This window comes from Emcibacter nanhaiensis, from assembly GCF_006385175.1.
In the GTDB taxonomy this organism is placed as follows: Bacteria; Pseudomonadota; Alphaproteobacteria; order Sphingomonadales; family Emcibacteraceae; genus Emcibacter; species Emcibacter nanhaiensis.
Map to the genome: position 1 here is coordinate 32,747 of NZ_VFIY01000018.1, position 13,215 is coordinate 45,961.

General features: G+C 56.3%; 13 protein-coding genes. 9 read left to right on the forward strand and 4 right to left on the reverse strand.

Annotated features, from left to right (window positions below):
* The first annotated feature begins 1 nt into the window (after position 1).
* On the forward strand, positions 2-739 hold the full coding sequence (locus FIV46_RS14215; RefSeq protein WP_139941594.1) for a substrate-binding periplasmic protein: 738 nt from the start codon (positions 2-4) through the stop codon (positions 737-739).
* A gap of 145 nt (positions 740-884) precedes the next feature.
* Here FIV46_RS14215 and FIV46_RS14220 read toward each other — a convergent pair whose 3' ends face one another.
* Positions 885-1,685, reverse strand: coding sequence for an SH3 domain-containing protein (locus FIV46_RS14220; RefSeq protein ID WP_139941595.1), 801 nt, complete (start codon positions 1,683-1,685; stop codon positions 885-887).
* Positions 1,686-1,900: 215 nt separating this feature from the next.
* Between FIV46_RS14220 and purB the strand changes: the two genes are divergently transcribed.
* Positions 1,901-3,196, forward strand: coding sequence for an adenylosuccinate lyase (gene purB, locus FIV46_RS14225; RefSeq protein ID WP_139941596.1), 1,296 nt, complete (start codon positions 1,901-1,903; stop codon positions 3,194-3,196).
* A 3-nt stretch (positions 3,197-3,199) separates the two neighbouring features.
* Here purB and FIV46_RS14230 read toward each other — a convergent pair whose 3' ends face one another.
* Together FIV46_RS14230 and FIV46_RS14235 are read right to left on the reverse strand one after the other, a co-directional pair.
* Entirely contained in the window at positions 3,200-4,591 is a 1,392-nt protein-coding gene (locus tag FIV46_RS14230) for a cryptochrome/photolyase family protein (RefSeq protein WP_139941597.1), read from the reverse strand.
* 113 nt (positions 4,592-4,704) lie between these two features.
* A complete protein-coding gene (locus FIV46_RS14235; protein ID WP_139941598.1) occupies positions 4,705-5,022 on the reverse strand; it encodes a DUF1476 domain-containing protein in 318 nt (105 codons plus the stop codon).
* Positions 5,023-5,233: 211 nt separating this feature from the next.
* On the opposite strand from FIV46_RS14235, the gene purC reads away from it, so the two are divergent.
* The 7 genes from purC (at position 5,234) to grxD (ending at position 11,024) form a co-directional block, all read left to right on the forward strand.
* On the forward strand, positions 5,234-5,968 hold the full coding sequence (gene purC, locus FIV46_RS14240; protein WP_139941599.1) for a phosphoribosylaminoimidazolesuccinocarboxamide synthase: 735 nt from the start codon (positions 5,234-5,236) through the stop codon (positions 5,966-5,968).
* A 27-nt stretch (positions 5,969-5,995) separates the two neighbouring features.
* Positions 5,996-6,235, forward strand: a complete 240-nt coding sequence (purS, locus tag FIV46_RS14245; RefSeq protein WP_139941600.1) for a phosphoribosylformylglycinamidine synthase subunit PurS — start codon at positions 5,996-5,998, stop codon at positions 6,233-6,235.
* 42 nt (positions 6,236-6,277) lie between these two features.
* A complete protein-coding gene (gene purQ, locus FIV46_RS14250) occupies positions 6,278-6,940 on the forward strand; it encodes a phosphoribosylformylglycinamidine synthase subunit PurQ (RefSeq protein ID WP_139941601.1) in 663 nt (220 codons plus the stop codon).
* A 22-nt stretch (positions 6,941-6,962) separates the two neighbouring features.
* Positions 6,963-9,170: a phosphoribosylformylglycinamidine synthase subunit PurL gene (gene purL, locus FIV46_RS14255; RefSeq protein WP_139941602.1), complete on the forward strand. Its 2,208-nt coding sequence runs from the start codon at positions 6,963-6,965 to the stop codon at positions 9,168-9,170.
* Between the two features lie 152 nt (positions 9,171-9,322).
* Positions 9,323-10,294, forward strand: coding sequence for a sulfotransferase family protein (locus tag FIV46_RS14260; RefSeq protein WP_181163251.1), 972 nt, complete (start codon positions 9,323-9,325; stop codon positions 10,292-10,294).
* A 138-nt stretch (positions 10,295-10,432) separates the two neighbouring features.
* Positions 10,433-10,663: a BolA family protein gene (locus FIV46_RS14265; protein ID WP_139941604.1), complete on the forward strand. Its 231-nt coding sequence runs from the start codon at positions 10,433-10,435 to the stop codon at positions 10,661-10,663.
* A 28-nt stretch (positions 10,664-10,691) separates the two neighbouring features.
* The gene (gene grxD / locus FIV46_RS14270; protein ID WP_139941605.1) at positions 10,692-11,024 is read left to right on the forward strand and encodes a Grx4 family monothiol glutaredoxin; all 333 of its coding nucleotides are present in this window, start codon (positions 10,692-10,694) and stop codon (positions 11,022-11,024) included.
* Positions 11,025-11,072: 48 nt separating this feature from the next.
* Here the strand turns inward: grxD and FIV46_RS14275 are convergent, their stop codons facing one another.
* Positions 11,073-13,130 carry an ATP-binding protein gene (locus FIV46_RS14275; protein ID WP_219846139.1) on the reverse strand — a complete coding sequence of 686 codons (2,058 nt, stop codon included), beginning with the start codon at positions 13,128-13,130 and terminating at the stop codon, positions 11,073-11,075.
* Positions 13,131-13,215 lie beyond the last annotated feature (85 nt).

Consider the following 13,215-nt stretch of genomic DNA (forward strand, 5'->3'; position numbering starts at 1 on the left):
AATGGACAGAGTGCTTTTTTACCGAGGCGTTAAACGCCTTTTCATAATATTTTTCCTTGGGGTACCCTTCTGCCTGCCTTCAGCCTCCTTTTCGCAAGTTCCCAACACACCCGAAGCCGGGAAAATAAAAATCTGTGGCAATTTCAACATCGGTTTCCTCAGCACGCTGGCGCCGACACTTGTCACCATCTATAAGCATATTGGCTACCAGGTCGAGCTCACGTCACAACCCTCCCTTCGTTGTCTCAAACTGACGAATGAAGGCCTGTTTGACGCCGAAGCCTTCCGCACTCACAAGGTTGAGGACATTTACCCTAACCTGATCAAGGTCCCGGCACCGATCGGAAAAATCACCTTTGCCGCATACGCGCTAGATAAATCTGTGAAGGTAGAAAATCCCGATGATCTCAAAAAATTAAGGATTGGTTTTGTCAGGGGCATTCAAACCCTGCAAAGCCACACGGAAGGCATGAATGTCACGCCAGCAAATGACCCGAAGCAACTAGTCACTCTGCTGACGCATCATCGGGTTGATGTGATCCTGATGGCGTTGTCGAACGCCCGAATTGTGATGTCCGGCAATCCCGAATATCAAAATATTATGTCGGTGAACAATCAGTATCTTGAGTATCAGATGTATCATTATGTCCACAAGAGACATAGCGACCTTATCCCCCTGTTGAACCAGACCATACTGGAATTACAGGGAAATGGCACAATCACCTTTCATGAATATTGAACGGCTATCCTGCAAGGAACAGGAATCCCGGATATAACTGACACCCTCCGGTATTTCGCACCGGCCTGCGGCAGGCCGGCGAAATTGCCGGCCCGGCAGGTATTTTGATCTTTCTGTTAAAACTCTTCTGCAGACCGGAATATGATCAGGTGACTTCCCAGCCGTTCGGGCTCTGGCACACCTTAAGTTTCTCAACCTTGGTCTTGCTATCTTCGCCGGTGACCGCTTGTTCAACTTCCTTGCAGGTCTTGCTGACTTTGGTCTTTACTTTTTTGGTCTTCCCTTCGGGGACCGTGGTATCAGTAATACTCTTGTCAAAGGCTTCCATGAGCAGAGCGGAATGGACATATCCACTGGCGGCGCCGCCGGCGCTGACCATATACCAGTCACTCTCCTGTACTTTACCGATGACATTGATCACTTCCCCGGCCTCCAGCTGGTCAACTTCCTTGTAATCGGTCCCCGGTCCACCGCGAACAGCCGTCGTCTCCAAAGCCTCATAATTCATGCCGATTAGATTAAGCGGAGGGATCTCTTCCACTTTATCTTTCATGACGGTGATTTTTTCTTTCTTTTCCTTGGTGGATTCCTTCACCACCTTGTTTTCACCACTGGCGCCGGTATCGGGATTGCTCCAACTTGTGGACTCGCCGGAATAGATCGTATCCCTGACCGATGCGGATTGGGTTTCCACGTCCTCCTTAGACAGCATCTTGCTGAATTCCCCGGAAACCTTGTCAGTCACCTTGCCTTTCAGGTAGGCTTTGTAACTGTCGGGATTTGTCGGATCCAGGCCTTCAAAACCGGCCGCCTTCATGGCTTCCTTGGTTGCTGCATCCTTCACAGCGTTTTTCAGAAAACCGCCAAACTGCGCCTGCGCAGGAACCACTGCCAGCCCGGCGAGACAAGCCACACTGGCCACAAAAACACCAAAACGTAACTTCATTACTCCCCTCCATGGGATTTACTGTTCATAGCAATTCAATATTTATGGAGGAGCAGAATACATCAAAATTACTCGCATGTTAATATTTTAGGATATTCTAATTTTCATACTTAGCATCGACCTGTCCTGCTTTTCGCAAATAATCTTGAGCCGAACGCCATTCTCTGCTACAGCCTGCCCTTTAGCAATCCCGACAGCATCAGACAGGAAAAGACATGATCCCTCGCTATTCCCGTGAAGTAATGACCTCCATCTGGGAGCCGCAGAGTCGGTTCCAGATCTGGTTTGAAATCGAAGCCCACGCCTGTGACGCCCTGGCCGAACTGGGGGTGATCCCCAAGGAAGCCGCCAAGACCATCTGGGAAAAAGGCAATTTCGATATCGAGCGGATTGACGAGATCGAGCGGGAAGTCAAACACGACGTGATCGCCTTCCTCACTTCCCTAGCCGAATATGTGGGCCCGGAAGCCCGCTTCGTGCACCAGGGCATGACTTCTTCCGACGTGTTGGACACCTGCCTCAATGTGCAGTTGGTTAAAGCTGCCGACATCCTGCTGGATGACCTGGACAAGCTTCTGGAGGTGCTCAAGCGCCGGGCTTACGAACATAAAATGGATGTCTGTATCGGCCGCAGCCACGGCATCCATGCTGAACCGGTCACCTTCGGCCTGAAAATGGCCCAGGCCTACGCCGAATTCGACCGCAACCGGGAACGTCTGGTCCACGCCCGCAAGGAAATCGCCACCTGCGCCATTTCCGGCGCCGTCGGCACCTTCGCCAATATCGATCCGCGGGTCGAGGAACATGTTGCCAAGGCCATGGGCCTGGAGCCCGAGCCGGTCTCCACCCAGGTGATCCCGCGCGACCGCCATGCCATGTTCTTCGCCACCCTCGGCGTGATCGCCAGCTCCGTCGAACGCCTCGCCGTCGAAGTGCGCCACCTGCAGCGCACCGAAGTGCTGGAAGCCGAGGAGTTCTTCTCCAAGGGCCAGAAAGGCTCCTCCGCCATGCCGCACAAGCGCAACCCGGTGCTGACCGAAAACCTGACCGGCCTGGCCCGCCTGGTGCGTGGTTACTCCATCCCGGCCATGGAAAATGTCGCCCTGTGGCACGAGCGGGATATCTCCCATTCCTCCGTCGAGCGCATGATCGGCCCGGACGCGACCGTGACCCTCGATTTTGCCCTCGCCCGCCTGACCATGGTCATGGACAAGCTGGTGGTTTATCCGGAAAATATGCTCAAGAATATGAACAAGCTGGGCGGCCTGCACAACAGCCAGCGCGTTCTGCTCGCCCTGACCCAGGCCGGCGTCAGCCGCGAAGACGCCTATCGCCTGGTGCAGCGCAACGCCATGAAAGTCTGGGAACAGGGCGCCGACTTTGCCACCGAGCTCAAGAATGATCCGGAAGTTTCCGCCAAGCTGTCAGACGCGGAAATTGACTCCAAGTTTGACGAAAGCTACCACACCAAGCATGTGGACACGATCTTCAAGCGGGTGTTCGGCGAATAAGCGCTATTTGAGGCTTTTATAGGCCGCGAGGGCGCGTTCCCGCGTGGCCTTCAGATCAATGATGGGATCGGGGTAGCCCCCGGTCCTTTCTTTTTGCACTTGCCACGGGGCATGGATTTCATCACTGTCGAGGTCGCGTAGCTCCGGCACCCATTGGCGGATATATTTACCCTGCGGGTCGAACTTCTGCCCCTGGGTCACGGGATTGAAAATCCGGAAATAGGGCGCCGCATCGGCACCGCAGCCGGCCACCCACTGCCAGCTTGCCGAATTATTGGCGAGATCCGCATCCACCAGGGTGTCCCAGAACCAGTCCGCCCCTGTCTGCCAGGGAATGAGCAGGTTCTTGGTCAGGAAGGAGGCCACCACCATGCGCACCCGGTTATGCATAAAGCCGCTTTGCCATAGTTCCCGCATACCCGCATCGACCAGCGGATAGCCGGTCATCCCTTGCTGCCAGCACTCAAGCAGTTCGTCATCCTGTTGCCAGGGGAAATCCGAAAACTCCGGCCGGAACGGTTCGGTCGGGATGTGCGGGAAATGATAGAGCAGATGGGCGCTGAATTCGCGCCAGCCCAGTTCGCTGCGGAATTTGTTCGCTGACCGGCCAATCCCGGCCAGTTCCTCAAACGGAGTGAGGCGGTTCCAGATATCGCGCACGCTGATCTCGCCGAAATGGAGATGCGGCGACAGTTCGGAGATGGCATTTTCCGCCGGAAAATCGCGGTACCCGGCATATTTCTGAAGGCCCGTCTCCAGGAATTTGTCAAACCGGTCCAGCGCGCCCTTTTCTCCCGGGGTCCAGCGCCACGCCAGACCACCGGACCAGTCCGGTTTTGTCGGCAGCAGGCCCCAGTCCCTGAGATCATTGGACTTGACCGGACTTTCCAGCCCCTTCAGCTCCGGTACCGGCAAAATCCGGTCCCCGGCAACCTGGCTGGCTGCCTGACGCCAGTAAGGGGTAAACACCCTGTAGGGACCGCCTTGCCCGGTCTCGACCGCCCAGGGTTCGTTGAGCAGGCTGCCGTTAAAGGACCGGACCTCCAGCCCCCGGAACGTCAATTGCTCCTTGATCGCCGCATCCCGTTTGATGGTTGCCGGTTCATAGAGACGGTTCCAGCAGACGGCGGTCACCTCTGCTTCTTGCACCAGGTCTTCGATGATCTGCTGGGGATTACCTCGGCGCAGGATCAGCGGGCATCCCCGCTGCCGGAACTGCTCCCGCAAGGCGCTCAGACTGTGATGCAGCCACCAGCGCCCAGCCCTGCCCATCCCCGGGACTTCGTTATCTTCGAGGATATAGACCGGCAGCACCCGGCCCTGCCGGGCCGCGTGAGAGAGCGCGGGATTATCAAGCAGCCGGAGGTCCCGGCGTAACCATACAAGTGTCGTCATGAGAATTATTCCTGTCCCATCATACGGTATCTGCGACAGAACAGATGACAAATAAAAAACCACCCTCCGGTGACGGGAGGGTGGTCTGAATTTCCAGTGCTAGCCGGAGCTGACTAGTTTTTCAGCTGTTCGCGGGCCTCGGCCAGACGGTCTTCCATTTCACGACGCAGCTGGTGCTCGGAAACATCCAGGCCCTTGGCATCCAGGTCGCCCTTGACCTTGCGATAGACGTCTTCATGGCCGGCTTCTTCAAAATCAGCTTCCACCACTTCCCTGGCGTAGGCGTCGGCAGCATCGCCTTCCAGACCCATCAGTCCTGCAGCCCACAGTCCGAGAAGTTTATTGCGCCGGGCAATGATCTTGAATTCTTTTTCTTCGTCCTTGGCATATTTCTTTTCGAACGTTTGCTCCCGGTCGTCAAACTGGCTCATCTTTTCAACTCCTGTAGTGTCACGATATCGACAGTAATATTTGGGCCCATATGTACGCCATTAAAGCACAGGTTTCCATATTTTTTATATAGGAATTGAAAGATTATTTTTTAACCCCGTTTTCTCGTCATGGCACATTGAATTTGACAGTTTTATGATATATGTTCGCCTCGCTTGATTCTTAATCTTTATAACTTTTAAGGTTCCCCATATGACCAAGGGCGTGAAACTTTATGAGGGTAAGGCCAAAACTCTGTACGAGGGGCCCGAACCCGGTACTATTATTCAATATTTCAAGGATGACGCCACCGCCTTCAACAATGTGAAGAAAGGCACCATCGCCGGCAAGGGAATCATCAACAACCGGATCACCGATCTGGTGATGCGGCGCCTGGAAAACATCGGCATCCCGACCCATTACATCAAGCGCCTGTCCGACCGCGAACAGCTGGTCAAGAAAGTGGAAATCGTGCCGCTGGAAGTGATCGTGCGCAATATTGCCGCCGGTTCCATGTCCAAGAAGTTCGGCGTCGAAGAAGGCACCCGCCTCAGCCGGCCGCTGGTGGAATTCTCCCTCAAGAATGACGACCTTGGCGATCCGCTGATGGCTGAGGAGCATGTTCTGGTGCTGGGCCTGGCCACCGAGGAGGAACTGGACGACATCATCGATATGGCGCTGCAGATCAATGACTTCCTGCGCGGCATGTTTGCCGCCATCGGCATTGAGCTGGTGGACTTCAAGCTGGAATTCGGCCGCCTGGTCGAGGATGACACCGTCCAGCTGGTCCTCGCCGACGAATTCAGCCCCGACAACTGTCGCCTGTGGGATTTCGAGACCGGCGAAAAACTGGACAAGGATCGCTTCCGCCGGGATCTTGGCGGAGAAGTGGAAGCCTATCAGGAAGTGGCCCGCAGGTTGGGCATCTCCCTGGAGGCAGCAGAGTAATAACCAGAAATCAGAAAGGGACACACCGTGAAAGCACGTGTACATGTAACCTTGAAAAACGGCGTTCTTGACCCCCAGGGCAAGGCCATCCAGCATGCCCTCGCCGCCCTCGGCTTTGATGGCGTGGACGATGTGCGTCAGGGTAAATTCATCGAACTGGACCTCGCCGAGACCGACAAGGTCAAGGCAGAGGCGGCCGTGGACGAAATGTGCAGGAAGCTGCTGTCCAACACGGTCATCGAAAATTACGATATCGAAATCGACTAACGCCCTCTCCCGAGGGCTTTTACTTATTTGGGATTTGCGTCTATGAAAAGCGCTGTAGTTGTATTTCCGGCCTCCAACTGCGATCGGGATATGATCGTGGCTCTGGAAAAGGTCACTGGACAGAAACCACATATCGTCTGGCATCAGGATTCGGAAATTCCCGATGTGGACCTGATCGCCCTGCCCGGCGGATTTTCCTTTGGCGATTACCTGCGGTGCGGCGCCATGGCGGCCCGCTCCCCGGCCATGAAGGAAGTGATCGCCCGGGCCGACAAGGGGGTCAATGTTTTCGGTGTCTGCAACGGCTTCCAGGTGCTGACCGAAACCGGCCTGCTGCCGGGCGCCCTGATGCGCAACCAGAGCCTCAAGTTTGTCTGCAAGCATGTTGATCTGAAAGTGGAAAATACCGACACCCCCTATACCAATGCCTACGAACAGGGCCAGGTCATCAACATTCCGGTAGCCCATCATGACGGCAACTATTTCGCCGACGACGACACCCTGAAGGAACTGGAAGACGACGGCCGGGTGGTGTTCCGCTATATGGACAATCCCAACGGCTCCCGCAACGACATTGCCGGTATCATCAACCGGCGCAAAAACATTCTCGGCATGATGCCCCATCCGGAACGACTGATCGAAGAGGCCCAGGGCGGCACCGACGGTCGCGGATTTTTTGAAAGCATGCTGAACAGTCTGAATTAGGACCAGAGTTAGGAATTGGGTTATGACCTGGAACAATAATGTAGAAATCACCGAAGAACTGATCAAGGAACACGGTCTGAGCGACGACGAGTACCAGCTCTGCCTGAAAATCCTCGGCCGCACCCCGACCCTGACCGAACTGGGCATCTTTTCCGTGATGTGGAGCGAGCATTGCTCCTATAAATCTTCCAAGCTGCATCTGAAGACCCTGCCGACCAAGGCGCCTTGGGTGATCCAGGGTCCGGGTGAAAACGCCGGGGTGATCGATATCGGTGACGGCCAGGCCGCCATCTTCAAGATGGAAAGCCACAACCACCCGTCCTATATCGAGCCCTACCAGGGAGCAGCGACCGGCGTCGGCGGTATCCTGCGTGACGTCTTCACCATGGGCGCACGTCCGATCGCCAACATGAACGCGCTGCGCTTCGGCTCCCCGGAGCATCCGAAAACCCGCCACCTGCTGAGCGGCGTGGTCGAAGGCATCGGCGGTTATGGCAACTGTGTCGGCGTCCCCACCGTCGGCGGCGAAACCAATTTCCACCCGTCCTATGACGGCAACATCCTGGTCAACGCCATGACCGTGGGTCTGGCTGACGCCAACAAGATCTTCCTGTCTGCCGCCGCCGGTGTCGGCAACCCGGTGGTTTACGTCGGCTCCAAGACCGGCCGTGACGGCATTCACGGCGCCACCATGGCGTCCGCGGAATTCACCGAGGACAGTGAGGAAAAACGCCCGACCGTGCAGGTCGGTGACCCCTTTACCGAGAAACTGCTCATTGAAGCCTGCCTCGAACTGATGGCCACCGACGCCATCGTCGCGATCCAGGACATGGGCGCGGCCGGCCTCACCTCCTCCTCCGTGGAGATGGCCTCCGGCGGCGGGGTCGGCTTCGAGCTCAACCTCGACAATGTGCCCCAGCGCGAAGAACATATGACGCCCTACGAGATGATGCTGTCCGAGAGCCAGGAGCGCATGCTCATGGTACTGAAACCGGGCCACGAGGCCGAGGCCGAGGCGATCTTCCGCAAATGGGACCTGGATTTCGCCGTGATCGGCAAGATTACTGACACCGGCAACCTGACCCTGACGTTCCAGGGCGAAACCGTGGCCGACATCCCGGCCGGCCCGCTGGCTGACAACAGCCCGGAATATGACCGTCCGTGGGTGAAAAAGGACCCTGCCGCGACTGTGAGCGCCGATGACATCGCCGCTCCGAACGACCTGGGCGAGGCGCTGCTGAAAATGGTTGGCTCCCCCAACCTCTGCAGCCGCAGCTGGATCTGGGAACAGTATGACCACCAGGTGATGGCCGACACCATCCAGAAGCCGGGCGGCGATGCCGCCGTGGTGCGGGTGCATGACACCGACAAGGCGCTGGCCATTTCCACCGACTGTACACCGCGCTATTGCTTTGCCGACCCCTATGAAGGCGGCAAACAGGCTGTGGCCGAGACCTGGCGCAACATCACCGCCGTCGGCGGCACGCCGCTGGCGATCACCAACTGCCTCAACTTCGGCAACCCGGAACGCCCCGACATCATGGGCCAGTTCGTCGGTTGCATCGAAGGCCTGCGCGACGCCTGTTCGGCGCTCGATTATCCGGTCGTGTCCGGCAACGTCTCCCTCTACAATGAAACCAACGGCACCGGCATTCACCCGACCCCGGCCATTGGCGGCGTCGGCCTGCTGAAAGACAGCAGCAAGATGGCCACCATGGCCCCGAAAGCGGACGGTGAAGTGCTGGTCCTGGTCGGCGAGACCACTGGCCACCTCGGCGCCTCCCTCTATCTGGAGGTGATGGAAGGCCGCGAGGAAGGCGCACCGCCGAAAGTGGACCTGGCGCTGGAGAAAAAGAATGGCGATTTTGTCCGCGGCCTGATCGAGGACGGCACCGTCAGCACCTGCCATGACCTGTCTGACGGCGGCCTGTTCGTCGGCCTCGCGGAAATGGCGATCGCGTCCGGCCGCGGCATCAACGTCAGCCTGGAGAACAGCAGCCTGCCGCTGCATGCCTATGGCTTCGGCGAAGACCAGGCGCGATACATCCTGTCTGTGCCGGCCGCTGCCGCCGACGGGATCCTGGCCAACGCCTCCGCCGCCGGCGTGACTGCCGCCAAAATCGGCACAGTGGGCGGCGAGGCCCTCGACGTGGACGGCGCGTTCAGCCTGTCCGTCGCCGACCTCCGGGACAAGCATGCGGGCTGGATGCCGGGTTATATGGCCAACTGACGCCAGACAAGACACACCATGCAAAAGGCAGCAGAAATCATTCTGCTGCCTTTCTTTTTGCACCATGTTAACAAATTGGTTGGTTTTCTATGCTAAATCCTTGTTAAATATGTAAAAGGAAAATCTGCGACAGGAAAAAGCAGGGGATGAAAATGATCTTTTTAATCGGCTCACCACGCAGCGGCACCACCTGGGTAGCCAAGATTTTTGACAGCCATCCGGACGTCTTGTACCGCCATGAACCGGATTCTGTGGTGGTCAGCGAGGAGATCCCCTTCTTTCCCAAGTCTGAGGAAATGGAAGCACTCGTCCCCGCAACACGGGAGTATTTCTCCCGCCTGTGGGATGTCCGGCAATTGAAATCCGCCGGCTCCCTGCCGGTGTTCCCCAAGAGCTATTTTACCGGCTTCATGAACGCCTTCCGGGCCAAATTCCTGTTCATGCTGAAAGCCATCGGCGCTGTCGCCCATCGCCTGGGCCTGCCGTCCGACGTCAAAGTCCCGGCCATTTCCCGCAAAAAAATGGCGGAAGGCAAGATCGTGCCGGTGATGAAATCGGTCAATTCCAACTGCCGCACCGGCCTGGTTGCCCGCGCCTTCCCCGACGGCAGGGTCGTGCATATCCTGCGCCATCCCTGCGGTTATGTGTCGTCCCAGCTGAGGGGCCGCAAGCTGAAGCTGATGGAAAATGTTGTTTTCTATGAAGAAGTCGCCGCCATGCCGCTGTCACAGGAACGTGGCTGGACCGTCGAGAAACTGAAGGACATGTCCCTTGAGGAACAGCTCGCCTGCACCTGGGTCAGCTTCAACGAAAAAGTCATGCAGGACATCCAGGGCCTGGAGAACTGCTACGACCTGGTCTATGAAGACCTGTGCGACGACCCGATCGGCGTGACCAAAAAGCTGTTTGACTTTTGCGGTCTTGCCTACAACGGGCAGACCGATGCTTTCCTGCAGAGCAGCCTGAATTACGAAGGCGGCCCGGAAAAATACCACCAGACGGTACGCGACCCGAAAACGGCGGCCGAAAAATGGAAAAAAGAGCTGGATTCGGACCAGGTCGAGCGGATCCGCAACATTGTGTCCGGCACCATTGCCGGCGACCGCTATGCTGATCGGTTTTGAGTGAACTGTTAGCCGAAAAAAATACATTTTCCCCTTCAAATTTAAGCCGTTTGCCCCCATATACAGGCCAGTTGTCTTGACCTTGTTTTGGCCAAATGCCAAACTGCATCAGTCAGACCTAATTGGAGTATGTACAGAATGGCAATGGATGCTGCAGAAATTGAAAAACTGATAAAGGAAAGCCTGCCCGACGCAAAGGTCACCATCCAGGACCTGCGCGGCGACGGCGATCACTATGCGGCCCACGTGGTCTCTAGTGCCTTTAAAGGTAAAAGCAGGGTACAACAGCATCAGATGGTCTATAAAGCCCTCAAAGGCAACATGGGTGAGGCACTGCACGCTCTCGCCCTGCAGACCTCCGCAGAATAGATACACTTTTTTCAGGGACTAGTAATCAATGAGCAATCCGGTTTTTACCCGTATTGAAGACGATATCAAAAACAGCGATATCGTTCTTTACATGAAAGGCAGCCCGATGTTTCCCCAGTGCGGGTTTTCCGCCGCGGTCATCGAGGTGCTGAACTACTACAACGTGGACTATGAAGCCTTTGACGTGCTTCAGGACCCGGCCCTTCGCGAAGGCATCAAGGAATTCAGCGAATGGCCGACCATTCCCCAGCTTTATGTCAAAGGTGAATTCATCGGCGGCTGCGACATCGTGCGCGAAATGGCCGCCTCCGGTGAACTGATCGAAGTTTTCGAAAAGAACGACATCAGGCCGAAAGGCTGATCCCCATAGATATTGGTCCCCCGGCTGTTTCGGCCGGGGATGACTCTTCTACTCCGACAGGCTTCTGATCAAGTCTTCCAGGTGGGCCTGCTTTTCTGCAGACTTTTTTATATTTTTCTTCGGCTTTTCAAAAAGGCAGACTTCCAGGTTATCCACCAGGTTAGCCATCGCCATATAGAGGGTCTTGCCATCCACCGGCTTGCTCACATAGTCATCCATGCCGTGCATCAGATAGGTTTCCCGGTCCCCGGCCATGGCATTTGCCGTCAGGGCAATAATCGGGGTCTTGCTTTTCGGGCCCTTCAGTTCCCGGATGCGGCGCGTTGCCTCCAGACCGTCCATTTCCGGCATGTGAATATCCATCAGGACAAGGTCATAGTCGCCATCCCTGACCGCCTGCAGGGCTTGTAGGCCGTTTTCGACAAACCTGAGGGAAATACCTTCCATCTTCAGCATTGCCTGGACGACGACGCGGTTGATATGGTTATCCTCCGCAGCCAGTACATTGACCGGCGCCTTGCAGACAAGCCCCAGTTTCTGGCCCTGTTCAACATCATAACCGGTCTCGTCAATATCCTCATCCCCGGCCGGTTCCAACCTGGCGGTGAAACTGAAGGAGGCTCCCTTGCCCGGCACGCTGCTGACGGTGATTTCCCCGCCCATCAGCGTAACCAGTTCCCGGCAGATCGACAGCCCCAGGCCGGAACCGCCAAATTTGCGGGTTGTTGAGCGGTCGCCCTGGTTAAATTTCTCAAAAAGATAAGCCTCCTGCTCCATGTCGAGACCAATGCCGGTATCGATCACGGTGAACTTCAGCAGACTGGCGTCATCCTCCTGCGCAACCTGGGAAATCCGGATCATGATGCTGCCGCGCATGGTGAACTTGAGGGCATTACTGACCAGGTTATGCAACACCTGGCGCAACCTGACCGGGTCCCCGCGCCAGCGCCGGTTCGCCGCCTCGTCTATGGTCACCTGATAATCCAGCCCCTTTGAGCGGACCCGCGCTTCCCAGATATCGGAAATCTCCTGCAGGATCTGGCCCAGGTCAAATGCAACATTTTCCAGCTGCATCTTTCCGGCCTCCACTTTGGTGAGATCGAGAATGTCATTCAACAGCTGCAGCAGGACCTTGCCCGATTTTACGGCGGTCGCCAGATATTCCTCCTGCTTCTCGGTCAGGCTGGTGTCCCGGAGCAGCGCCAGCATGCCCAGCATGCCATTCATGGGCGTCCTGATTTCATGGCTCATGGCAGCCAGGAATTCGCTCTTGGCCTGGTTGGCTTTTTCCGCCTCTTCACGGGATTTCCTGTTTTCCTCGGCTACTTTTTCATAGGCGTCCTGGCGCTCCTTCAACTTGCAGGAAGTCTTTTCCAGTTCGTCGACTTTCTGTTCCAGGAGCTTTTCCTGCCCCTCGGCCACCAGCTTTTCCTTGAGGGCGACCTCGGCGAGATGTTTGTTGACAATCTTCAGGTAGCCCGCATTGCGCATGCTGGCTTCAATATTTCGCGCCAGCAGGTTGGTGAACAGGGTATAGAACCCCACCATCGCCGCCATTTCATAGCGCCCGCTGATCAGCAGATAGCCGATCAGCGTCACCAGCGGCGGGATATTGAACAACATGTAGGAAATATAACTTGAGGCGGAGGAGACCAGGGCGCCGGCGGTCATGCCCGAGACGGTGAACACAACGATCAGCACATCCTCTGGCGTAGATGCCAGCGCAAGGAAGCCGACCATGGACGCCCAGACTATGCCCGTACAGAAGGTCCCCAACAGATAAATCCTGAGCCACCTGTCCGGGAAATACATCCAGTCCGCCGCATTAAACCTGTTCCAGGCGACAAATCTCAGGCCGGAAACCAGACACATGGTGCCGAGCCACAGAAACAGCACATGTTGCAGGACCGGCTGGTACAGGGCCCAGAACACAAAGGTCGCAATCAGGACATTACAGGTGGCGATAAAGGGAATGCCTTTATAGAACAGGGCAAGCTGATCAAGACGAAAGTCGCGCTCGACCTGCTCCGGATCGAGGGCCATACTCTGGCCGATCTCCGCAGAAAGGGGGGATGACGCATCCCTGTTGCCCGAAAACAAAAACAAATCCAGAACTCCATAAAAGCTGTATTTGCAAACAGTATGCCGCCATTCTTAATTTTTTACTAGCAGCCCCCGATTTTTTGCAACT